This is a genomic window from Paenibacillus sp. J22P90, from assembly GCF_059692195.1.
The window spans coordinates 244,060-265,594 of the sequence record NZ_JCAUAY010000003.1 but is presented as its reverse complement, the minus strand read 5'-3'; the positions used below and the strand labels follow the sequence as shown (position 1 = coordinate 265,594).

The 21,535-nt window shown below is 47.7% G+C and carries 22 protein-coding genes and 2 other annotated features; of the genes, 19 read left to right on the top strand and 3 right to left on the bottom strand.

Annotation, left to right across the window (positions count from 1 at the left end; genetic code table 11):
* The first annotated feature begins 46 nt into the window (after positions 1–46).
* The 3 genes from AC58UX_RS11535 to AC58UX_RS11525 are packed head-to-tail and all read left to right on the top strand — an operon-like array spanning position 47 to position 3,881.
* Positions 47–1,579 (top strand): spore germination protein, encoded by a 1,533-nt coding sequence (locus AC58UX_RS11535; RefSeq protein WP_497252627.1) that lies wholly within the window; start codon positions 47–49, stop codon positions 1,577–1,579.
* Between the two features lie 19 nt (positions 1,580–1,598).
* A complete protein-coding gene (locus AC58UX_RS11530; protein WP_497252625.1) occupies positions 1,599–2,750 on the top strand; it encodes a Ger(x)C family spore germination protein in 1,152 nt (383 codons plus the stop codon).
* Between the two features lie 21 nt (positions 2,751–2,771).
* Positions 2,772–3,881: a GerAB/ArcD/ProY family transporter gene (locus tag AC58UX_RS11525; protein WP_497252623.1), complete on the top strand. Its 1,110-nt coding sequence runs from the start codon at positions 2,772–2,774 to the stop codon at positions 3,879–3,881.
* Between the two features lie 50 nt (positions 3,882–3,931).
* Here AC58UX_RS11525 and ku read toward each other — a convergent pair whose 3' ends face one another.
* Positions 3,932–4,813 (bottom strand): non-homologous end joining protein Ku, encoded by an 882-nt coding sequence (gene ku, locus AC58UX_RS11520; protein WP_497252621.1) that lies wholly within the window; start codon positions 4,811–4,813, stop codon positions 3,932–3,934.
* A 158-nt stretch (positions 4,814–4,971) separates the two neighbouring features.
* Here ku and AC58UX_RS11515 point away from each other — a divergent pair, with 158 nt between their 5' ends.
* The 7 genes from AC58UX_RS11515 to AC58UX_RS11485 all read left to right on the top strand — a co-directional run bounded on the left by AC58UX_RS11515 (position 4,972) and on the right by AC58UX_RS11485 (position 11,244).
* A complete protein-coding gene (locus AC58UX_RS11515) occupies positions 4,972–5,157 on the top strand; it encodes a hypothetical protein (RefSeq protein ID WP_497252619.1) in 186 nt (61 codons plus the stop codon).
* The gene (locus tag AC58UX_RS11510) at positions 5,154–5,336 is read left to right on the top strand and encodes a small, acid-soluble spore protein, H family (protein ID WP_497252617.1); all 183 of its coding nucleotides are present in this window, start codon (positions 5,154–5,156) and stop codon (positions 5,334–5,336) included. The genes AC58UX_RS11515 and AC58UX_RS11510 overlap by 4 nt, the downstream gene beginning before the upstream one ends.
* A 148-nt stretch (positions 5,337–5,484) precedes the next feature.
* On the top strand, positions 5,485–5,991 hold the full coding sequence (tsaE, locus tag AC58UX_RS11505) for a tRNA (adenosine(37)-N6)-threonylcarbamoyltransferase complex ATPase subunit type 1 TsaE (RefSeq protein WP_497252615.1): 507 nt from the start codon (positions 5,485–5,487) through the stop codon (positions 5,989–5,991).
* The gene (gene tsaB, locus AC58UX_RS11500) at positions 5,972–6,781 is read left to right on the top strand and encodes a tRNA (adenosine(37)-N6)-threonylcarbamoyltransferase complex dimerization subunit type 1 TsaB (protein WP_497252613.1); all 810 of its coding nucleotides are present in this window, start codon (positions 5,972–5,974) and stop codon (positions 6,779–6,781) included. The genes tsaE and tsaB overlap by 20 nt, the downstream gene beginning before the upstream one ends.
* A 2-nt stretch (positions 6,782–6,783) precedes the next feature.
* Positions 6,784–7,287: a ribosomal protein S18-alanine N-acetyltransferase gene (rimI, locus tag AC58UX_RS11495; RefSeq protein ID WP_497252611.1), complete on the top strand. Its 504-nt coding sequence runs from the start codon at positions 6,784–6,786 to the stop codon at positions 7,285–7,287.
* A 9-nt stretch (positions 7,288–7,296) separates the two neighbouring features.
* Positions 7,297–8,391: a tRNA (adenosine(37)-N6)-threonylcarbamoyltransferase complex transferase subunit TsaD gene (tsaD, locus tag AC58UX_RS11490; protein WP_497252609.1), complete on the top strand. Its 1,095-nt coding sequence runs from the start codon at positions 7,297–7,299 to the stop codon at positions 8,389–8,391.
* 333 nt (positions 8,392–8,724) lie between these two features.
* Positions 8,725–8,976, top strand: a binding site (T-box leader).
* 70 nt (positions 8,977–9,046) lie between these two features.
* Positions 9,047–9,307: a binding site (T-box leader), on the top strand.
* Positions 9,308–9,666: 359 nt separating this feature from the next.
* Positions 9,667–11,244: a 2-isopropylmalate synthase gene (locus AC58UX_RS11485; RefSeq protein ID WP_497252607.1), complete on the top strand. Its 1,578-nt coding sequence runs from the start codon at positions 9,667–9,669 to the stop codon at positions 11,242–11,244.
* Between the two features lie 513 nt (positions 11,245–11,757).
* On the opposite strand, the gene AC58UX_RS11480 is transcribed toward AC58UX_RS11485, so the two are convergent.
* Positions 11,758–13,719 (bottom strand): ABC-F family ATP-binding cassette domain-containing protein, encoded by a 1,962-nt coding sequence (locus AC58UX_RS11480; RefSeq protein WP_497252605.1) that lies wholly within the window; start codon positions 13,717–13,719, stop codon positions 11,758–11,760.
* A 199-nt stretch (positions 13,720–13,918) separates the two neighbouring features.
* Between AC58UX_RS11480 and AC58UX_RS11475 the strand changes: the two genes are divergently transcribed.
* The 8 genes from AC58UX_RS11475 to groL all read left to right on the top strand — a co-directional run bounded on the left by AC58UX_RS11475 (position 13,919) and on the right by groL (position 20,495).
* On the top strand, positions 13,919–14,551 hold the full coding sequence (locus AC58UX_RS11475; RefSeq protein WP_497252603.1) for a 5-formyltetrahydrofolate cyclo-ligase: 633 nt from the start codon (positions 13,919–13,921) through the stop codon (positions 14,549–14,551).
* Positions 14,552–14,567: 16 nt separating this feature from the next.
* Positions 14,568–15,062: a cyclic pyranopterin monophosphate synthase MoaC gene (gene moaC, locus AC58UX_RS11470; RefSeq protein WP_497252601.1), complete on the top strand. Its 495-nt coding sequence runs from the start codon at positions 14,568–14,570 to the stop codon at positions 15,060–15,062.
* 59 nt (positions 15,063–15,121) lie between these two features.
* Positions 15,122–15,613, top strand: a complete 492-nt coding sequence (locus AC58UX_RS11465) for a MogA/MoaB family molybdenum cofactor biosynthesis protein (RefSeq protein WP_056608535.1) — start codon at positions 15,122–15,124, stop codon at positions 15,611–15,613.
* Positions 15,614–15,642: 29 nt separating this feature from the next.
* The gene (locus tag AC58UX_RS11460; protein ID WP_497252598.1) at positions 15,643–16,656 is read left to right on the top strand and encodes a molybdopterin-binding protein; all 1,014 of its coding nucleotides are present in this window, start codon (positions 15,643–15,645) and stop codon (positions 16,654–16,656) included.
* 36 nt (positions 16,657–16,692) lie between these two features.
* Complete coding sequence (locus AC58UX_RS11455; protein WP_497252596.1) at positions 16,693–17,211, top strand: twin-arginine translocase TatA/TatE family subunit; 519 nt, start codon at positions 16,693–16,695, stop codon at positions 17,209–17,211.
* Between the two features lie 311 nt (positions 17,212–17,522).
* A complete protein-coding gene (tatC, locus tag AC58UX_RS11450) occupies positions 17,523–18,278 on the top strand; it encodes a twin-arginine translocase subunit TatC (protein WP_497252594.1) in 756 nt (251 codons plus the stop codon).
* Between the two features lie 230 nt (positions 18,279–18,508).
* Entirely contained in the window at positions 18,509–18,790 is a 282-nt protein-coding gene (groES, locus tag AC58UX_RS11445; RefSeq protein ID WP_497252592.1) for a co-chaperone GroES, read from the top strand.
* 76 nt (positions 18,791–18,866) lie between these two features.
* On the top strand, positions 18,867–20,495 hold the full coding sequence (gene groL / locus AC58UX_RS11440) for a chaperonin GroEL (protein WP_497252590.1): 1,629 nt from the start codon (positions 18,867–18,869) through the stop codon (positions 20,493–20,495).
* Positions 20,496–20,670: 175 nt separating this feature from the next.
* On the opposite strand, the gene AC58UX_RS11435 is transcribed toward groL, so the two are convergent.
* Complete coding sequence (locus tag AC58UX_RS11435; protein WP_497252588.1) at positions 20,671–20,907, bottom strand: hypothetical protein; 237 nt, start codon at positions 20,905–20,907, stop codon at positions 20,671–20,673.
* Positions 20,908–21,181: 274 nt separating this feature from the next.
* Here AC58UX_RS11435 and AC58UX_RS11430 point away from each other — a divergent pair, with 274 nt between their 5' ends.
* Entirely contained in the window at positions 21,182–21,424 is a 243-nt protein-coding gene (locus tag AC58UX_RS11430; RefSeq protein WP_057315025.1) for a hypothetical protein, read from the top strand.
* Positions 21,425–21,535: the final 111 nt, after the last annotated feature.

The window sequence follows — 21,535 nt, the reverse complement described above, 5'->3', positions numbered from 1 at the left end:
GCATAACAATACGTAAATGGATGTGAGTATTAAAGGAGAGTTATGCATGAGTCAGCACTTACCTGAGGATCCAAGTATAGACAAGGAAATGTTTCATACCTTGGTGTCTGCTGAGCTTTCCTCGAATATCCGTCATTTACAAACCATGTTCATCGACTGTGCGGATGTTTTGTTCAAACCTTTTCAATTGGCTAACAGCATGAAAGGTTCCGTTGTTTATTTAAGAGGCATGGTGAACGTAGAACTGCTGGATGGAAATGTCCTAGAACCACTTAAAAAAGCTAGCTCAGAACGCATGGAATCGATGGATGCGGTGAAGAGTGAGATCACGGTGTCGGATATCAAAGAGCTGCGCCTCATTGGTGATATCTTGCATGAAGTGCTGGAAGGCAAGCCAGTTCTATTGGTGGATACCATTGAAGGCGCATTATCGTTTGGATTAGCGCAGTTCGAAGGTAGATCCGTTGAAGAGCCTTTGGCTGAATCCGTCGTGCGTGGGCCTCGCGAGGGGTTTGTAGAATCCTTAGTCGTAAATACGTCATTAATTCGCAAAAGGTTAAAGACACCCGCGTTAAAATTCGTTCATTTCACGATCGGCAATTATTCAAAAACGGAAGTTACGATGGCTTATATGGAGGGGATCGCTAAACCCGACATCATCAGCAAAGTTTCCGAACGAATCTCTCAGATCAGAATAGATGGCGTGCTGGATAGCGGCTACATCGAAGAAATGATCGAGAGCAATATCTACTCGCCTTTTCCTCAAATTCAAACGACGGAACGTCCCGACGTGACGGTATCGGCACTGTTGGAAGGCCGTATCGTTATTATTACGGATAATACGCCTATTGCCCTTATTGCACCTGCAACCTTCTGGTCGTTGATGCAGTCCCCCGAAGACTATTATCAGCGTTTCATTATTGGAAGTCTGATTCGTTGGCTTCGTTACACTTTTTTCTTAATTGCTATGTTGGCTCCAGCCATCTATGTTGCGGTATTAACGTTTCATCATGAGATGGTGCCTACAACGCTGCTGCTTCGTGTTGCGAAATCACGGGAGGAAATCCCTTTCCCAGCTTTGGTTGAAGCGTTGATCATGGAAATCACCTTTGAAGCGTTGCGAGAGGCCGGTGTTCGTCTTCCCAGACAAGTCGGTTCCGCTGTCAGTATCGTAGGTGCGCTCGTGATTGGTCAAGCCGCTATTCAAGCAGGGTTGGTTTCTGCACCAATGGTCATGGTTGTAGCGATTACTGGCATTTCCTCCTTTATGATGCCGCAATACTCAGCAGGTATCTCCTTACGCATACTTCGTTTTCCGATCATGATACTCTCCGGCATATTAGGCTTGTTTGGTCTCATTCTTGCGCTGCTGTTGATCATTAGTCATCTGTGTATTCTCCGTTCGTTTGGAGTGCCTTATTTGGCGCCGTTAGCCCCCATCTATCCCCAAGGGATAAAAGATGTCTTGTTTCGCGCTCCTATAAGCAAATTGACAAAGCGTCCCGCCTTTTATGCGGACAATGATAATTTGAAAAGACAGGGCACAAATCGGAATGGATATGACCCGAATGAGAATTAAGGGATGGGAGGACTGTGACATGAGGTGTTATGTAACCATTCCTGTTCTTTCCATATGCTTCTTACTCTTAACGGGCTGTTGGGATCGTACAGAAGTGAATGACATGGCCTTTATCATTGCAGCAGGAATCGATAAGAGCACGGATGATAAGATTGAAGTGACGATCCAAGTATTCATACCGAATCCTGCTGCTGCTTCGGGAGAAGGAGGAGGTGGGCAAGGTAATGTTTACACCACTTCCATGAAAGGCAATTCCATGCCGGATGCGTTGTCAGAAATGCAAAAGAAGTTTCCCCGCTACTTCTCTTGGGGGCATGCCAAAGGGTATTTTTTTGGTGAAGAGTTGGCCCGAGACGGGATGTTTGATGATTTCGAATTTTTATTTCGAGATATCCAACCGCGGGAACAGGCCAATTTTTTCGTATGCAGAGGAACGGCCAAAGCACTGTTAGATGCGCAAAATGATCCCAATTCCTATGAAACCTTGATTAAACTATCGCAAAAGCCATTGATTCGAGCTGCAACCATGCATGATATTGAGGCGGAGTTGAGCGGAGAATCGGGAGACTTTTTACTGCCGGTTGCGGGTAGAAGTAAATTATTTGCGAATGAATCCCAGAAATCCATTATTGCAGTGGACGGCATGTCCGTTATTCAAAAGGGGAGGCTAACAGGCTTTCTAACACATGAATCGCAGATGGGGGTTCGTTTATTTATACCAGAAAATCTTGGCCGGAATATCACGCTTACTGAACAAGAGGATGGTGGGAAAATCGTCATCAAAATCATCACCACCGATGTTGAGCTCCATCCTTCGATTGAGAATGGGATTTGGAAAATGAGAATTCAGTTGGAGCTAGAGGCTGATATTGTACAAAATTCAACGAATATAAGGCTTGCCAATGGTTTGGATAATATGAAAAAGCTGCAAGAGCCATTTGATCAGAAAATAAAGAAAATCTTGACCAATACCTTAGAGCAGATACAAAAAGATCAAAAGGCTGATGTACTCGGCTTTGCCCGGGCTTTTCATAAAAAATATCCGAGGGAGTGGCAGCAAGCCAAAGGGGAGTGGAGCACGATTTTCCCAACAATTGATGTTCAACTGGATGTGAAAAGCAAGATCAAGCGACCGGGTGTATCCAATTTCTCTATCCTAACGGCTCAATAAAGGTAGAAAGGAGGGGTTATGATGAGTGATATGGCGTTATCAAACCGACAAATTTTCTGGATGATGGTTAGCATGCAAATTATTATGACGATACTTCTTACGATTTCTCCTGCTGCTCAAATCGCGAAACAGGATGCGTGGATCTCCATCACGTTAGCAACTGGGTTAGGCATACTCATTGCTTATATGTCTGGAAAGTTAAGTACGATTTTCCCTGGTCTGACAATAGTTGAATTCAATCGAATTTTGCTAGGGAAATGGTTCGGAGGATTGATCTCAGCCCTATACGTCTTGTTCTGGATTGTTACGCTCACCGTGATATTGAAACAATTTAGTTTGTTTATCACGGGGACTATTATGCCTAAGACTCCCCTCTGTGTCATTGAGCTGCCGATGCTTCTCGTTGTACTTTATCCTACTTTGCATGGCGTGGGTGTGCTTGCACGTATTTGTGAAATTACAGGACCTATCATTTTACTATGTGTGGTAGGTCCTATGTTTCTAAGCATCAATCAAATGAAGTGGGACCGACTCAGTCCAGTCTTCTTTGATAACAGCGTGACGTCATTACTGCACGGGGCTCTTCCTACAGCGGCTTTCTTAGGTGATTGTATTATGCTCATGATGTTGATTGCTTTTGTTAGCAAGAGGAAGGAGACGGTCCGTCATGCCGTAAGCGGCGTTATGCTTTCAGGTATACTCACGATACTATCTATGATAGTCAGCGTCTTGATGTTCGGACCTAACGTGACGGCTGGTTACCCATACCCGATGTTAATGATTGTTCGCTCGATCTCGATTGGCGGGATTATTGAGAATTTGGATGCTATCGTAGTTACAATTTGGATCATGAGTATTTTCACCAAATTAGGTCTTTATTTATTTGTTGCTAGCTATGGAACGACACAGCTATTGGGATTGCAGAATTGGAAAATAGTAACGTGGGTGATTACGATCTGCGTTATGCTCGTATCCTTTATACCCGTTAACTATGAAGAAATATCGGTTATTTTCCTCCATAAAATAGCCGTTCCCATCATATTTCCCACTATTATGTTTGGTGGTCCCTTGGTACTGCTTCTGCTCGCGTTAATAAAACGTAAAAAGCTGAAGCTCATGCCCAAGGGATAGCGCAAAAAAGTGCCCCATCTTGGATGCCAAGACAGGGCACTTTTGTATATCTAGGTAACGGGCTCTTTTACCTTTTTTGCACGAGGCTTCGCCGCGGGCTTTCTCCCCGCTGTTTTCTCCTCGGTCAACGAAGCATCCGCGCCAATCGTTACTGGACTATCGAGCGGCTTGGTCGCGTTTAAGCTGGCTTGCAGCGCAGACATCAGGTCGATGACGCTTGTTTTTTGCAGCTCAGGTGCGGTCTGGATTTCTTCGCCAGCGACTTTACGATCAATCGCATCAAGTAAGCGGGCACGATACTCATCTTTATATTTTTCAGGTTCAAAAGGGGTGGAGAGCTGATTGATCAGCATTTTCGCCATCTCCATCTCCCGCTCATTCACCGTAACCTTCTCGGGAAGGTTCGGCACTTGCGAGATCGGACGGATTTCATCCGGATAGAAGATCGTTTCCATCGCTAAGCAATTATCTATTACACGAATAGCGGCTAGTGAGCTTTTGGAGCGGATCGACACCTTGGCGATACCGATTTTGCCTGTTTGGCGCATGGAATCGAGCAGCAGCATGTAAGCGCCGGCGCCCGTATCGCCAGGGCCGAGGTAGTAAGTCTTTTGAAAATAAACCGGGTCAATATCTGTTAAGTTTACGAAGTCCAAAATCTTAATTTCCTTATTTGCTTCGCCGGAGATTTCCTCGAGTTCATCCTTTTCAAAAAGAATAAAACGGCCGGGCTCAAACTCATATCCCTTCGAAATTTCCTCCCACTCTACTTCCTTCTCGCAGGTCTGGCATTTCCGAACATAGGAAAGCGGGGTAATACAAGTTTTGTGAATATAGCGCATAGAGATATCTTTATCCTCTGTGGCCGAAAACATTTTAACAGGAACATGAACAAGTCCGAAGCTGATTGCGCCTTTCCACACGGTATGCATAGATAGCACTCCTCCCCAACATACGTAATTGTACTAGTATTCTCTTGATGTACTGCCTTTATACGGTAGAAATTTAGGAGAATGGTTAGCAGGGAGAATGGAAATCTTATAAATGCAACAAGGATAGCCCAAATAGCGAACCGAAGGAGGGATTACGGATGGCATCAGAATCAGATCTGTCGCAAAATACGAACAACGAAGATAGGGATGATTGTTTCATGGACATTGATCGTATGATTAATGAGGGGCTTGGAGGCGGTAACGTCACCATGCAGGGTGGATTAATTGAACACTCAACCACGGATACGATGGCAGCTCCGGAATCCGTACTGGATGAACCATGAATGTTCACCGCGCTCAGGAAATTTTAGCTGCTGATGAGAAAATTGATGTTGATCTGAATGGGATTGCTGTCTGGATTGACAGTGTAGACTCTGCAAAAGGTCTCGTCAAAATACATGCGGAAGGAAATCCCGCAGATGCTCGGGTCGTACCAGCTAAGGAGCTTGAAGAGGTACACTAAAGGTCCGCATGGGCACAGATAAGCCTTCTCCGATTGTAGAATCGGGGAGGGCTTTTTCCGCTTTGGTGGAGGATTTCTTAGTGACAGGTTGCTGTCACCTGCTGGCGAGGACTATAATAGAAGCAGCACGCGCACGCGTAAGAAAGGGATGGGATCATTGACTCAATCCACATATAAGTTCCATTCTCAGCATGAAGCAGATACAGATAAACTGGGAACTCTATTAGCAACGTATCTACAGCCTGGCACGGTCTTCACATTAGACGGTGATCTGGGCGCGGGTAAAACGAGATTCTCCCAAGGCTTCGCTAGGGCGATGGGCATATCGGAGCATGTTAATTCGCCTACATTTACCATTATCAAAGAATATGAGGGAGCTGGTCTCCCTTTCTACCATATGGATATGTACCGCATTTCACAAGAGGAAGCGGATGAGCTCGGCTTAGAGGATTACTTCTACGGGGCAGGCGTTACGCTGATCGAATGGTCAAGCTTAATTGAAGATTTGCTGCCACCCGACAGATTAAGTATTACGATCACCCAAGAGGCTGATCAGACCCGCGTATTTCACCTAACTCCGCACGGTTCGCCGTATGAGAGCTGGTGTATACAGATGAAGGAGAACGGACATTTACATGACGGAACGGATGAATAATACAGGACGATGCTTGGCGATTGATACCTCGACATCGGCAATGACGGTGGCTATTGTGGAAAATGGACACCTGCTCGGAGAGATTAGCTCCCACGCGGAAAGGAATCATTCCATTGGTTTGCTTCCCCACATACAAGACTTACTCTCACGCTTAGGAATGAAGCCGCGAGATCTGCGCTCGGTAGCTGCCGGTCAAGGACCTGGCTCGTATACGGGCGTGAGAATTGCTGTTTCCGTAGCAAAAACATTCGCTTGGTCTTTAGGACTGGACTTAATCGGAGTATCAAGTTTAGAAGCGATGGCACTTGGTGGTTCTGTACAGAACGACTATAAAGGGACAGGGGTAACTTGGGTTGTTCCGTTGATGGATGGAAGACGCAAACAAGCTTTCACCGCAGTATATGCTTTTGAGGGAGCGGCAGCTATTACCGTTGATAGAGAGCCGGATGCTTCTTGGCGGGAAGTATTGCCTGACGGAATTCGGGTTATCGGAGCGTGGACGGAGGAAATCTTGACACAGGCTAGAACTGGAACGCCTGACCACATCCTGTTTGTCGGTGAAACAGCGGGCTTTACAGTGGAGCTTGAGCAGTTTAAAAAGGATTTTGCAGGTACCGTCAATGTGGTTCCTTATGGTTTGGAAGCGGAGTATATTGGACTATTGGCCGCTCCAAGATTAGCGAATGGCGAGAAGGCAGATGTGCATACCTTTGTACCGAATTACACAAGGCTTCCTGAAGCGGAAGCGAATCTGCTGGCTGCCCAGCCGACGAAGAAGGGGGAGCATTGACCATGGAACAGAGACAGCCGCATGCCATAGAGAATTCCTTGGTATTCCGCTCGATGACCATGGAGGATATTCCTTTTATTTGTGAGATCGAGCAGGAAGCGTTCACGACACCTTGGACCTCGAATGCTTTTGAGAATGAACTGACGAATAACCAATTTGCGCATTATATGATTATGGACATCGAAGGCGAAGTAGCTGGCTATGGAGGCATGTGGCTCATCATGGAGGAAGCGCATGTCACGAACATCGCCGTCAAACATTCGTATCGAGGCCGCAAGCTAGGGGAAAGACTGCTTCGCGAGCTGATGAAAACATCAGCCTTTCTCGGTGCAATTCGTATCACGCTTGAGGTAAGAGCCTCGAACTATGTGGCGCAAAATTTGTACGAAAAGCTTGGCTTCCGCTCTGTAGGTGTGCGTAGAGGCTATTATACAGATAATCGCGAGGATGCCGTCGTCATGTGGGCAGACCTGCCCAAACGTAGAAAGGATGGTCTCAGTGACTGAGGCTTTCAGATGGTGAATGATGTGAGTAATGAACAAAAGATACAACAGGATAGACAAGAGCAAATAGGGCAGGAACAAGATAGAGTCTCAAACAAACCCGTTTATATTCTGGCTATTGAAACGAGCTGCGATGAAACTTCTGTGGCTATCGTAGAAAATGGGAAAATCATTCGCTCGAATGTGATTTCCAGCCAGATTGAAACACACCAACGCTATGGCGGCGTTGTGCCGGAGGTGGCTTCCCGGAAGCATGTGGAGTCGATCACATGGATGCTGGAGGAAGCCGTCACTGAAGCTGGCGTCTCGCTCCATGAGCTGTCCGCCATTGCCGTAACGGAAGGCCCCGGGCTGATCGGGGCCCTGCTCGTTGGCGTCGTCGCGGGCAAAGCGCTCGCTTGCGCCCTAGAGCTGCCGCTGATTGGTGTACACCATATCGCGGGACATATTTATGCCAACCAGCTTGTGCATGAGCTGGCGTATCCTTCGATTTCGCTCGTCGTGTCCGGCGGACACACCGAGCTCATTTTGCTCGAAGGCCCCGGCCAGTTCCGTATCATCGGGCGCACGCGCGATGATGCGGCCGGCGAGGCTTACGATAAAATTGCCCGGGCCATGGGATTGCCTTATCCGGGCGGCCCGCACGTGGATCGGCTTGCGCAGGAAGCCGATTCCGAAATCAAAATGCCTCGCTCCTGGCTCGAGGCAGATTCCTACGACTTCAGCTTTAGCGGATTAAAATCCGCGGTGCTGAACGTCGTCAACCAAAGCAAGATGCGCGGCGAAACCGTTCAGGTCGCGCAGATTGCCAAGGGCTTTCAAGCATCCGTCATCGACGTGCTTGTGGAGAAGGCAGGTCGCGCCGTGAAGGAATACGGCGCGAAACAGCTCTTGCTCGCGGGCGGTGTAGCCGCGAACAAGGGGCTGCGCAGCAGGCTCGCCGAGCGCTGCGAGCAGCTGGGGGTGCCGCTGCTGGTGCCGCCGCACCGGCTGTGCACAGACAATGCGGCGATGATAGGCGCCGCCGCTTTTCTTAAGTGGGACAAGCAGGAGTTCGACTCGATGGAGTTGAAAGCCGAGCCGCAGCTTAAGCTGGAAGAGTGGTAGAGTGGCAGTCCCGGCACCTCCTAACGCAATTAGTTCGAAAAAACCGAACTAAACTAGATTTATTCGACCCCGAGGATGATTTAGTTCGATTTCACCGAACTAATCAGCGGTTTTCCGGGGTAACAGCTGTTTTGTGGCGTTTTAAGTAGGCGGAATCGAACTAATGTCGCTATTCTCCGCGAAAAGTGGCAAATAAGCGTGTAAAATCGAACTAAATTAGGATCTGTCCAATTACCGTACTTTACCTTCTGCGGCTTTTGACTCGAAAAATAAATTTTCAGACAAGTGTATTGACTTTGCAAAAAGTGCATACTATAATCACAATCAATACTTTCAAACGCAACGAACGGGAATAGTAAGGCATGATCAGTTTCGCTCAGAGAGCTGTGCATTTGGTGAAAGCACAGACGAAACGACACCTGAACTCGCCCGGGAGCGGTAGGACTGATAAGGATGCCAAGGATCCAGCACCCAAGTAGGTCTTGACGGTTGACCCCCGTGATCAGGTACATGAGTGGTTTCGAGCCTAGCAGCTCGGATCAATTAGAGTGGTACCGCGGAAGGTTCAAGCCTGTCGTCTCTTTTATAGAGATGGCAGGCTTTTTTGGTTGTTCTGAAACTGGATTACAAGTACATGTACGTCACACACATATAAAATAACGCGATGAACAAGAGTAGTAAGGGCTCACTTCTCCGATACAGAAAGCTGCGGGTTGATGCGACGCAGACCGGGAACGCCCTGAACTCGCTTGGAAGCGGTCATCCTGATCGGCTGGTGCACAGCTGTTAGGGATGAACGGATGACCTCCGTGATCGGGTGATATAGCGAGCAGTTGGCTGGCTATATCTGAGGTGGGCTCCTTAAAGGAGTCAACAAGAGTGGTACCGCGCTGGGTGAAGACCCGTCGTCTCTTATGTGGAGATGACGGGTCTTTTTGTCGTCTGTGGAAAGTGGACTGCAGCCACTGTTCATAGGGCGAATACCTGTCGCATCTGACCAATCTCTAGCTGTAGTGATGAAAATCATCACTACTGCAGCCAAAAACCCAGCATCACCTTCTGTAGTGATGCAAAACATGACTACAGCGATAAAAAACGCAGATCCGGCTGAATCACTCGCCGTAGTGATGTAAATCATCACTAGAGCAGCCAAAAACCCAGCATCACCTTCTGTAGTGATGCAAAACATGACTACAGTAGACGCGATCGGGCAAAACGCCCTGAAAACGAACTATACACAGCCCCACACGGGCATACCTTGAGGAGGAATTACCCATGGAAAACAACATAAACACGAATCGACGCATTCGCATTTTTGATACGACACTACGAGATGGCGAGCAGGCGCCTGGCGCGTCCCTTTACCCGGAAGAGAAAATTCGCATCGCGAGACAGCTTGCTCTGATGGGCATCGATACGATTGAGCCGGGCTTCCCGATCTCAAGCCCTGGCGATTTCCAAGCGGTGCAGCAAATTTCCCGCGAGCTGCAAGGCGTTGAGATTTGCGGCTTCGCCCGCGCCGTCAAAGCGGACATCGATGCTGCGGTTAAAGCTACGCAGGACGCGGCATCCCGACGCATTCACATGTTCCTGTCCTCGTCGGACATTCACCTGGATTTCCAGCTGCGCAAATCGCGCCAGCAGGTCGTGGAAATGGCCCGCGCCATGGTCGGCTACGCCAAGCAATTCGTCGATCGGATCGAATTTTCACCGATGGATGCAACTCGCACGGGCGATGAGTTCCTTTTCGAGGTGCTGGAGGCTGTCATCGCGGAAGGTGCGACGATTCTCAACATCCCAGACACGGTGGGCTATGCGCTTCCTGAGGAGTATGGCGCAATGTTCCGCAGAGTGCGTCAAAGTGTAAGAGGCGGCGATACGGTAGAGTACAGCGCACACTGCCATAATGATCTGGGTCTGGCTGTTGCCAACAGCCTTGCGGCTATCGCAGCGGGAGTCACACATGTGGAGGTAACGGTGAATGGCGTCGGCGAGCGTGCTGGAAACTGTTCACTGGAAGAACTCGTCATGGCGATTGAGACGCGCAAGCATTCGATGGGCGTGGAAACAGGGATCGTGACGAGTGAGATTTTTAACACATCCAAAATGGTCTCCCGCATCATGGGCTTCCCGATTGCCTATAACAAGCCGATTGTCGGACGCAATGCCTTCCAGCACGAAGCGGGCATTCATCAAGATGGACTGCTGAAAAACCGCAATACGTACGAGATCATGGATCCTGAAAAGCTGGGCATCCCGCGCTCCATGATTATCCTTGGCAAGCATTCTGGCCGCCACGCACTGAAGCATCGTGTTGGTCAGTTCGGTATCGAGCTTACAGGTGAGGAACTAGATTCACTGTATACGCGCTTCAAAGAAAAAGCAGATGAGCAGAAAATGGTCACCGATGACCAACTGATGGCGCTTGTAGGCAGCACTGTAGATGGGCAAATGGAGCCATTCACGCTGTCGCATATGCAAGTCATTTCGAGCAGTGACCGCAATCGCGTTGCTTCTGTATCAGTTAGAAACAATCAAACGGGCACAGAGAGCGTCTACTCCGGCACAGGGGAAGGTCCGATCGAAGCGATCGTACACTGTCTACAGCAAGCCATGCCGATGGATGTGGAATTCTCAGATCTTGAGCTTCACTCGTTGTCCACAGGGGAGAAGGCGACCGGTGAGGCCGAGGTAACGATTTCCGTTGGTGGCCAAACTTACAAAAACACAGGGATCGATCAAGACGTCCTTGTCGCTGTAGCGAAAGCGTTCATTTCAGCGTGCAATCAAGCTATTCGGATGCAAAATAGTGAGTTGCAAGAAGCAGCTGAGACAGTTATACCAGCTTCGTAATCAACAGATTATGACCTTTTCATTTAAATTGTAAGAAAACTTAGATATATACACAGCTTGTGAGCAAGGTTATGCACATACCCTGTGTACAATGTGTATAACTCACGAAAAACCCGATTTATCAGCCTTTTTTAAAGGGGGTTGAAAGGGATAACTTTTTCGCAAAAAAATGTGGGTAATGTGGATAACCTTGTGGAAAAACAGGGAAAAGGTTGATATGGGGCGGAAAACGCCCCCTTTTTTCTGTGGATAACGCTGTGTATAACTATTGCGGGTGGAATTCTCAGGCTTTGAAATTATCGGAACAATTCGTCATTATTTTGCTGTGCATAAGAGGGAGTTGGCAGGGGGGCGTGGTATGCAATTCAAGCTATTTTCAACGAAATAGGAAGTCAAATCTGCATGCTCTGTGGGTAACTTTGAACATTTTGTGAACTTGTCCACAGGACACGGACTGATTCAATAAACAATCCACAAAAAAAGCCCGCGTCAACTGACGTGAGCTCCACTATTTTAAGCCAATAAAACTTCCCATTCCTCGTAGCATGCCGCAAGTGAGCTTTTACGTTTATCAACCTCGGCCGTTTTCTCCTGAACAAGCAAGTAATCGTTATACACAGCCGGATCTGCAAGCTCAGCTTCAAGTGCAGTAACTTCCTCTTCCAGTTGAGCAATATCCAGCTCTAACTGCTCTAACTTCCGCTGACGACTGCGCTCTTCACGCTTAGCCAACTTGTCGGCCTCGTAGCTGCCACCGCTGGCAGGTTCAGCTTTTGCAGCAGCAGAACCAACGGATGACCCTCCGCCAGTTGCTTTCTTCTCAGCCTCTTTAGCCAGACGCTTTGTTTCCATTTCAGCAAGCTCAGCTTTTTTCTCCACATAGTCGTCGTAGTTGCCAAGGTAGCTCGTTAAGCCATCCTTTTGCAGATCGAGCATGCTCTCCGCCATTTTATTGAGGAAATAACGGTCATGGGAGATAAAGAGCAGGGTGCCCTCGTAATCCATCAAGGCTGATTCCAACACTTCCTTACTATATAAGTCCAGATGGTTGGTAGGCTCATCGAGAATCAAAACGTTGGCTTTTTGCAGCATGAGCTTAGCCAGGGAGACACGAGCTTTCTCTCCGCCGCTTAGAGCAGAGATTTTCTTGAACACTTCTTCGCCGCTGAAAAGAAAGTTCCCCAGCACGGTACGAATCCGCGCCTCCTCCAGGTGAGGATAGGTGTTCCACACTTCTTCCAACACGCTGTTGGACGGATTCAGACCTTTTTGCTCCTGATCGTAATAACCGATTGTGACGCCAGCCCCCCATTTGAACGTACCAGCGTCTTGCGTGTGTTGGCCGATCAAAGTCTTGAGCAGGGTGGATTTTCCGACCCCGTTAGGACCGATCAGCGCAGCGGTTTCGGAACGGCGAAGCTGAAAGGAGACGCCATCGAGTAGACGTTTTTTGCCATCATAGGAAAGCGAAAGTCGGTCAACTTGCAACACTTCTTTCCCCGAGGTTTGCTCAATTTCAAAAGAGAACGAAGCCCGTTTCAAATCCCCCATCGGCTTATCTAAGCGATCCATTTTCTCTAACTGCTTGCGACGCGACTGCGCTCTTTTCGTTGTCGAAGCTCGTACAATGTTGCGCTGCACGAAATCCTCCAGCTTTGAGATTTCTTCTTGTTGCTTTTCAAACTGTTTCAACTCTATTTCATAATTCGCTTCTTTTATTTCGATAAAACGGGAATAATTCCCCGTATACCGTTTGGACGCATGACGTTCAATTTCATAAATAGCCGTTACAAGCGCATCGAGGAAATAACGGTCATGGGATACGACGAGAATTGCGCCCGGGTAGCCGCGTAAATAGCCTTCGAGCCACGTTAATGTGGCGATGTCCAAATGGTTGGTAGGCTCATCGAGCATGAGCAGATCGGGTTCTTCCAGGAGCATTTTAGCTAGCGCCAACCTGGTCTTCTGCCCTCCGCTGAGGGTGTTAACCAAGGTGTCTGGAGAGAACTGTCCGAAGCCCATCCCGTGCAAAATACCGCGAATCTTGGCCTCAATTTCATAGCCGCCATGCTCACGAAACCATTCGGAGCGAAGCGCATACCGATTCATGGTGGACTCATACTTTTTCTCATCGGAGATGAGGTCAGGATCAGCCATAAGGGCTTCCAGCTCACGTAGCTCGCGTTCTGTTTCCAATAAGGAACTGAACACGCTAAGCAGCTCGTTCCAGATGGATTTGTCGGTGTTAAGACCGCTATTTTGCTTGAGATAGCCGATTTTGGTTTCTTTCGCTTTGAAAAGATCCCCGCTGTCATAGGACATTTCACCCGCGATGATTTGAAGCAGGGTAGATTTTCCGGCACCATTAACACCGACGAGCCCGATGCGTTCCCGATTTTCAATCTGAAGCGTTATATTAGAGAGTACAGAGCGTACTCCGTAGCTTTTGGAAATGTTCGAAACTTGTAATAGCATGTTGCTGCTGCCTCCTGCGTTTGGATAGTCAATTTGATCCCATCAATTCATTAGTATACACGAAGTGAGCAAGCAACGTACGCATAATTTAGACATGAAATAACGCCTATTCGATAGGGTCTCTGGCACGAGTATAGTTTTTTGCTTTATTTATGTTAAAATGGGGGAAACCACTCCTCGCTAGGAAGGGCTGTAGCTTATGATGAACATCCGAGAGCGGAAAATAGAATTGCGCAAGGAAATGGAAACACGACGTGCTTCGATTGTTGCAGAGATACGTGACGAGAAGCAGCAGTTGATAAATCAGAGAATGGTGAAGCTATGTTCAGATAAGCTGTTTGATCAGGGGCAACCACAGTCCGATTCACAGCCGACTCTGATGAGCTATATGCCTTTTCGTTCAGAGCCGGACGTAGCGCCATTAATGGAATGGTGTTGGCAGCAGGGAATTCGTGTGCTGATACCGAAGGTAGTGGCGGATACGAAAACAATGAACTTGCATATTATAAGCCGCTATGAAGATCTCGAAAGTGGTGCTTATGGGATTAGAGAGCCGCGCAGCGATGTGCAAATTGAACATAATTTAGGTACAATTTCGATGATTGTTGTGCCAGGGTTAGCGTTTGATTTGGATTTTGGTCGCTTGGGTTACGGCGGCGGGTTCTACGATCGCTTTATGCAGTTATTTGCTGCGCGTGGTTTGAAAAGACCTTTTGCCGTTGCAGCTGCATTTGATAATCAGTTGATTCCTGCAGTACCGTCCTCTTGGCATGATTTCCGAGTGGATGGGATCGTAACCGAAAGTAAGATGGTATTCAAAACAGAAACCTAATATAGAGGTGATTGCAGTGCCCGATTCTTCACCATTGACGCATTTTAATGAACAGGGAAGAGCGCGAATGGTCGACATATCGGATAAAGCAGAGACGAAGCGCACAGCCACCGCACGCTCTACCTTATTAATGAAGACAGAGACGCTTGATTTAATTCTGCAGGGTAAAATGAAAAAAGGCGACGTCCTCGCCGTCGCTCAAGTAGCTGGCATTATGGCCGCCAAGAAAACGTCCGACTGGATTCCCATGTGCCATCCAATCGCGTTAACTGGGGTCGATATTCAGTTTTCGAATAATGGCATCAATGAACTTTACATAGAAGCAACTGTGCGAACTACGGGTCCTACTGGAGTAGAAATGGAAGCCTTAACGGCTGTTTCTGCCGCGGCCTTGACCGTGTACGACATGTGCAAAGCTGTAGAGAAGGACATGATTATTAACTCGACGCTGCTTGTTATGAAAACAGGCGGCAAAAACGGGGATTTTCACAGGCAAGACAACAAAGCGTGATGCGTCACGCCGGTTAGTGGGTTGATCTCATTCAGTGAACAAGGGAGAGGTGACGAAGGATGCACTGGAAAGTTGCGATTTTGACAGCCAGTGACCGCGGTTACCGAGGAGAACGAGAAGACACTAGCGCTCAGGTAATCCGCGAGCTGATTGAAGAGGAAATTCAAGGCGAGATCATCGAGTACCGGGTCGTTCCGGACGAGATGGACGAAATTATGGCTTCTTTAATAGAAATGACTGATTATTATCAAGCTGATTTGATTTTAACAACGGGCGGAACCGGACTGGCTCCGCGGGATGTCACACCAGAAGCGACGCTCAATGTGATTGATCGTGTTGCCCCTGGCTTTGCAGAAGCGATGCGCATGATTTCGATGCAAAAGACGAAAAAAGCGATGCTATCCAGAGCGGTCTCTGGTATTCGCGGACGTACGCTGATCATTAATTTGCCAGGCAGTCCGAAGGGCGTGCAAGAGAATTTGATGGCGATTATCGATCAACTTCCTCATGCGCTGGGTATTCTGACAGGCAAAGAAGGCGATCACGGGTGAGCAAGGTGAGGAACGTAAGAGAAACTTCCATGCTGCGCGAGGTGAAAGTGGAAGATGCGATCGGCATGATTCTGCCGCATGACCTCACGCAGATTCTGCCAGGCGAGTTCAAGGGTCGTCTGTTCCGCAAAGGTCATCAGGTGACGGAGGCGGACATCCCTGCCCTGCTGAGTATCGGCAAGGAGCATATCTACGTGATGGAGCTGCAGCCTGGTTATTTGCATGAGGATGAGGCTGCGCTACGCATGGCGCGGGCGGTTGTGGGAGAGAGTGCGAGTGCAAGTGCGGATCTTAAGCTGACCGATCCGCACGAGGGGAAAGTGAACGTGAAATCGGAGATTCACGGTTTGGTTAAGATCGATAAGGCGTTCGTCGACAGCGTGAACGCCATCGATGAGGTCGTGTTGTCGACGATTCGCAGCAACACGGTCGTTCAAGCTGGCGCTTCGCTGGTCGGCACGCGGGTGATCCCGCTGATCGTCGACGAAGCGAAGGTCTTGGAGGTCGAGCGGCTGGCCGCCGCTCGCCGTGCTGAGGGCTTCACCTTGTTAGAGGTGAAGCCGTTTCGGGCGCTGCGCGTCGGCGTGATCACGACGGGCAGCGAGGTCTTCAAGGGCCGAATCAAGGATAAATTCGGCCCGGTTGTGAAAGAGAAGGTCGCGCAGCTTGGCTCCGAGGTTGTCGAGCAACGCTTCGTGTCGGATGACAGCGAAGCGATTGTGGGTGAGATCCACGCGCTAGCAGCGCTAGGCGTGGATTTGGTGTTGGTCACGGGCGGCATGTCCGTGGACCCGGATGATCGCACGCCGGGTGCGATCAAGGCGGCCGGCGCCCGCGTGGTCAGCTACGGCACGCCGATGCTGCCGGGCTCGATGCTGATGATCGCCTATCTAGGCGATCTGCCGATTATGGGCCTGCCGGGTTGTGTGATGCACGACCCGTACACGTCCTTTGATGTGCTGCTGCCGCGCATATGCGCAGGCGAGGAGATCGTGCGCAGCGACATCACGGAGATGGGGTACGGCGGATTTTATCAATGTTAGATATTCATAACGCAACACATGATGGAGATGAAGTCCATGTTTCAAAATATAGGATTTACCGAGCTTTTGTTGATCGCGATCGTGGCGCTTGTCATCTTCGGACCGCAAAAGCTGCCGGAGATCGGCCGTGTGCTTGGTCGCACGCTTAGAGATTTCAAGAAAGCAACAAGCGAGCTCATGAATGACGAGCCGAAAACACCCATAGCTCCAACTAAGCCCGTTGTGCCAGACCCGATTACCCCTGTTGCGGTCGCCCAAGTGGCTGTGCCTGAAGTAGTAGTGGCTGAGCTTAAGCCGCCACAAGAAGGTTTATCACTCGCGAAGGTGGAATCTGCGTCAGAGTCAACAAGCTCACCGGATGTGAAGCCTGTTGTTTCTTTTGTATCGAATAAGTCTTCCAAAGTCGTTCATGTTACCGGTACGCCAGTTGAAGCGCCAGAAGCGCTCTCCGTTCCGCTTGCGTCGTCCGCCGAATCTGCACAGGCCTCGACCCCTACCCCGGCGCCATCCCAGCAGTCAGGCGGAGCTAGCAGTACGCGGAGGTTACCGGATTAGTTTTTGTTAGGCTAAAGCTTACTCCCTCTTTATGGCTCGTTGGCTAGGTAGCAAAAATGCAAAAGAGCATCCTTTTCGGTAGAATTCACTTAAACGGTTTACATAAATGCAAAAGAGCATCTTTTTGGATCGAAAAGGTCTAAAATGAGCTGAAAACAAGAAATTGATGCCTTTTCGCATCAATTTTAGCTGAAATCGTTGATTTGATAGAGGAAAGTTGTATTTTTGCATTTCTCAGCAGATGGATAGTAGGATGCTCATACTTGAAATCTTCGATAGAAGTTTTTCTTAATTTAGGTAGGTGAAATCAGTTGAATAATGAAGAAATGTCTCTCGTAGATCACCTTGGTGAGCTGCGAAAGCGAATCATGTGGATTTTAGTTGTACTCGTCATTGGCATGGTTGGCGGGCTCATTGCTGCGAAACCTGTCATTCGCTATCTCAAAAGTATCCCGCCAGCGGATGGCATCGGATGGAACGTTTTTTCCCCTTGGGATGCCTTGCGATTGTATATGAATTTCGGTTTAGCCGTTGGACTTCTTATCACTTTACCCGTGATTTTGTATCATATATGGGCGTTCGTTAAACCTGGTCTGCGGGAATCGGAGCAGAAGGCTTCGATTATTTATATTCCTTATGCGTTTTTACTTTTCTTAGCTGGGCTCGCGTTCGGATACTTTGTTGTTTTTCCGATGGCGTTTTATTTTACTTCATCTATTAGTAAAAGCTTAGAAATTACAGAGTTGTATGGTGCTGCGCAGTATTTTTCCTTTATGTTTAACATCCTTCTTCCGCTGGCCTGTGTGTTTGAAATGCCGATTGTTGTGATGTTTCTTACGAAGATCAAGCTGCTGAATCCGAAGCGCCTGCATAAGTTTAGACGATATGCTTACATGCTGATGGTGATTCTGGCAACAGTCATTACTCCACCGGATGCGATTTCAGCCATTCTAGTTGCAGTTCCGCTCATTATCTTATATGAATTCAGCGTCTTTATGTCTGGCTTCATATATCGCAAGCAGCTTGCGAACGACGCGGCCTGGGAGCTGGAGTATGGTCCTAAATAGAAAATGCATAAAATAGCCCTTTTGGGGGCTATTTTTTTCGTTTTCATAGGGAATATTTGGTTATCATTTGGGTAGAATGAGGGGGGTGTCCTAAAGAATGAAAAATGTGTAAAAGGACTTGCAAATTACTCCCAGAATGAGTATCATAAGAGGTGTTGTTAGCACTAAACACATTCGAGTGCTAATAAAGAAATATAACCAGACAATTTTCTAAAGGAGGCTATTTTTCCATGATCAGACCGTTAGGTGATCGAGTTATCATTGAAGCCGTTGCGAAAGAGGAGACTACAGCAAGTGGCATCGTGCTGCCAGATACAGCTAAAGAAAAACCACAAGAAGGTAAAGTTGTAGCCGTTGGCGCTGGCGCGTTGAAAGATGGCGTACGTGTTCCGCTTGATGTAAGCGAAGGCGACCGCATCATTTTCTCCAAATACGCTGGAACTGAAGTGAAATACGAAGGCCGCGAACTGTTGATCTTGCGCGAAAGCGACATTCTCGCTGTATTAGCCTAAGTTAGAGCAGCATATAGATCGGCTAGACGTTTTAACAATTTATATCTAGGTTTTTAATTAGAGGAGGTTTCCTATCGTGGCAAAAGATATTAAGTTCAGTGAAGACGCACGCCGCGCGATGCTTCGCGGGGTAGATGCTTTGGCAAATGCCGTTAAAGTAACCCTAGGTCCAAAAGGCCGTAACGTTGTACTTGAGAAAAAATTCGGCAGCCCGTTGATCACAAATGACGGTGTTACGATCGCGAAAGAAATCGAGCTTGAAGATGCTTTCGAAAACATGGGAGCACAACTTGTTAAAGAAGTTGCTACCAAAACAAACGATGTTGCTGGTGACGGTACAACAACTGCAACAGTTCTAGCGCAAGCTATGATCCGTGAAGGTCTGAAAAACGTTACTGCAGGCGCTAACCCAATGGTTATCCGCAAAGGTATCGAGAAGGCTGTTAAAGCGGCTGTAGAAGAGCTTCAAGCTATCGCGAAGCCAATCGAAGGCAAACAATCCATCGCACAAGTAGCGGCAATCTCTGCTGCTGACGAAGAAGTAGGCGAATTGATCGCTGAAGCTATGGAAAAAGTAGGTAAAGACGGTGTTATCACAGTTGAAGAATCCAAAGGCTTCTTGACGGAGCTTGAGGTTGTAGAAGGTATGCAATTCGACCGTGGATACACTTCCCCATACATGATCACAGATACGGATAAAATGGAAGCAGTTCTAGACAACCCGTACATCTTGATCACTGACAAAAAAATCTCGAACATCCAAGAAATCTTGCCTGTTCTTGAAAAAGTGGTTCAATCCGGTAAACAACTTCTGATCATTGCTGAAGATGTTGAAGGCGAAGCACAAGCAACACTTGTTGTGAACAGACTTCGTGGCACATTCACTTGCGTAGCTGTTAAAGCTCCTGGTTTCGGTGACCGTCGTAAAGCGATGTTGGGTGATATCGCTGCTCTAACAGGTGGCCAAGTGATTACAGAAGAGCTAGGATTGGATCTAAAATCCACTACTCCTGATCAATTGGGTAGCGCTCGTCAAATCCGTGTTACGAAAGAAAACACAATCATCGTTGATGGTGCTGGTAACCCGAAAGATATCGCAGCTCGCGTTACACAAATTCGTTCCCAACTGGAAGAAACAACTTCCGATTTCGATAAAGAAAAGCTTCAAGAGCGTTTGGCTAAACTTTCTGGCGGCGTAGCTGTTATCAAAGTTGGCGCAGCGACTGAAACTGAATTGAAAGAGCGCAAACTTCGCATCGAAGATGCTTTGAACGCGACTCGTGCAGCAGTTGAAGAAGGTATCGTTTCTGGTGGTGGTACTGCCCTAGTTAACGTATACAACGCAGTAGCGAAAGTTGTAGCTTCCGGCGATGAGCAAACGGGTGTTAACATCATCCTTCGTTCCCTTGAAGAGCCAGTTCGCACAATCGCAGCTAACGCTGGTCAAGAAGGCTCCGTTATCGTTGAGCGCTTGAAAAACGAACAAGTAGGCATCGGCTACAACGCAGCAACTGGACAATGGGTAAACATGTTCGAAGCTGGTATCGTTGACCCTGCGAAAGTAACACGTTCCGCACTTCAAAACGCAGCATCTGTTGCAGCTATGTTCTTGACTACAGAAGCGGTTATCGCTGATAAACCAGAAAAAGACAAACCAGGTATGCCTGATATGGGCGGCATGGGTGGAATGGGCGGCATGATGTAAGAAGCTCCTTAGAGCTTCTGCACATGCGGCAGTTGAAAAAGACTCCTTCGGGAGTCTTTTTTTTTTTTTTTTTTTTTTTTTTTTTTTTTTTTTTGCGCGAAAATCAAAACTTCATACAAATTAGAATGTATGTTCGGATTTTAAAGGGAATAAAAAGCCCATAGGGCTGCGAATGTTATCTGTTTTTTAACTTGTCGATTTCAATGGCGTGATCAACGAGCTGTTTATCGATGACATTAAAATGATGCGCGAATGTATGCTGTTCTGTCACTAAATTTCTTTGAACAGCTTCTAGTTGCCTGATATCTTCACGCGTTTCTAGGACTGCTTGTCTAATTAAGGGAATGTCCGATGCAAGAGCTTTGATTTCTTTCAATTCCTCTAAAATTTGTATCAATAATTGCTCACTCATGTGCTTATTCACCTCTTCTAATGTTTTATCTTGTATATCTTATCTATGGTTTATTATACAGGGTAACTCCCAGACTGTGAACGCTAACCATAATTCACTAATGTTTACTTCTAGATACTCACTCCACAGCCTGGCTCTCATCCATTTGCTTGGACCCCATGCCTGCTTGGCCCACGCGCATCAGCCTATTTATCGGAAAGATAGGCATTGGTACACTCTCTGGACTAGGGATAGACGTATACTATCTCAAACTAACAGAGGAGTTGAGTCATTCATGGCTTTACAACCAAACCAAGGAAAACAATTTCAGTGTCCACCTGCTGACCCGATAATGACAGATCCAGAAAGAGTAGTTAGAGATTTTTATCATCCGCAAAAGGTTCAAGTTATTCATCCGATTCAAATTGTGAATCGCCATCACTGTGTACCGGTATATGAGCATGTGTATACGTGTACCGAAACTGATGAGTATTGCGGCACTCACCCCCACCCTCATCAAGGTATGCTTAGGAAGTAACACGAAGCACTTCCCACCAAGAATCATTGATTCTGGCGGGGGGTGTTTTTTTGTAGGAAGAATTGATTATATAATGGAGGGAGATGATTGTGTAACGGGGGATAGCAAAAA

What these genes read in the sequence shown, in the direction of transcription:
- AC58UX_RS11535 (WP_497252627.1), top strand. Translation starts at nt 47, where the DNA reads ATGAGTCAGCACTTACCTGAGGATCCAAGTATAGACAAGGAAATGTTT.
- AC58UX_RS11530 (WP_497252625.1), top strand. Translation starts at nt 1,599, where the DNA reads ATGAGGTGTTATGTAACCATTCCTGTTCTTTCCATATGCTTCTTACTC.
- AC58UX_RS11525 (WP_497252623.1), top strand. Translation starts at nt 2,772, where the DNA reads ATGAGTGATATGGCGTTATCAAACCGACAAATTTTCTGGATGATGGTT.
- ku (WP_497252621.1), bottom strand. Translation starts at nt 4,813, where the DNA reads ATGCATACCGTGTGGAAAGGCGCAATCAGCTTCGGACTTGTTCATGTT.
- AC58UX_RS11515 (WP_497252619.1), top strand. Translation starts at nt 4,972, where the DNA reads ATGGCATCAGAATCAGATCTGTCGCAAAATACGAACAACGAAGATAGG.
- AC58UX_RS11510 (WP_497252617.1), top strand. Translation starts at nt 5,154, where the DNA reads ATGAATGTTCACCGCGCTCAGGAAATTTTAGCTGCTGATGAGAAAATT.
- tsaE (WP_497252615.1), top strand. Translation starts at nt 5,485, where the DNA reads ATGGGATCATTGACTCAATCCACATATAAGTTCCATTCTCAGCATGAA.
- tsaB (WP_497252613.1), top strand. Translation starts at nt 5,972, where the DNA reads ATGACGGAACGGATGAATAATACAGGACGATGCTTGGCGATTGATACC.
- rimI (WP_497252611.1), top strand. Translation starts at nt 6,784, where the DNA reads ATGGAACAGAGACAGCCGCATGCCATAGAGAATTCCTTGGTATTCCGC.
- tsaD (WP_497252609.1), top strand. Translation starts at nt 7,297, where the DNA reads ATGGTGAATGATGTGAGTAATGAACAAAAGATACAACAGGATAGACAA.
- AC58UX_RS11485 (WP_497252607.1), top strand. Translation starts at nt 9,667, where the DNA reads ATGGAAAACAACATAAACACGAATCGACGCATTCGCATTTTTGATACG.
- AC58UX_RS11480 (WP_497252605.1), bottom strand. Translation starts at nt 13,719, where the DNA reads ATGCTATTACAAGTTTCGAACATTTCCAAAAGCTACGGAGTACGCTCT.
- AC58UX_RS11475 (WP_497252603.1), top strand. Translation starts at nt 13,919, where the DNA reads ATGATGAACATCCGAGAGCGGAAAATAGAATTGCGCAAGGAAATGGAA.
- AC58UX_RS11465 (WP_056608535.1), top strand. Translation starts at nt 15,122, where the DNA reads ATGCACTGGAAAGTTGCGATTTTGACAGCCAGTGACCGCGGTTACCGA.
- AC58UX_RS11460 (WP_497252598.1), top strand. Translation starts at nt 15,643, where the DNA reads ATGCTGCGCGAGGTGAAAGTGGAAGATGCGATCGGCATGATTCTGCCG.
- AC58UX_RS11455 (WP_497252596.1), top strand. Translation starts at nt 16,693, where the DNA reads ATGTTTCAAAATATAGGATTTACCGAGCTTTTGTTGATCGCGATCGTG.
- groES (WP_497252592.1), top strand. Translation starts at nt 18,509, where the DNA reads ATGATCAGACCGTTAGGTGATCGAGTTATCATTGAAGCCGTTGCGAAA.
- AC58UX_RS11435 (WP_497252588.1), bottom strand. Translation starts at nt 20,907, where the DNA reads ATGAGTGAGCAATTATTGATACAAATTTTAGAGGAATTGAAAGAAATC.
- AC58UX_RS11430 (WP_057315025.1), top strand. Translation starts at nt 21,182, where the DNA reads ATGGCTTTACAACCAAACCAAGGAAAACAATTTCAGTGTCCACCTGCT.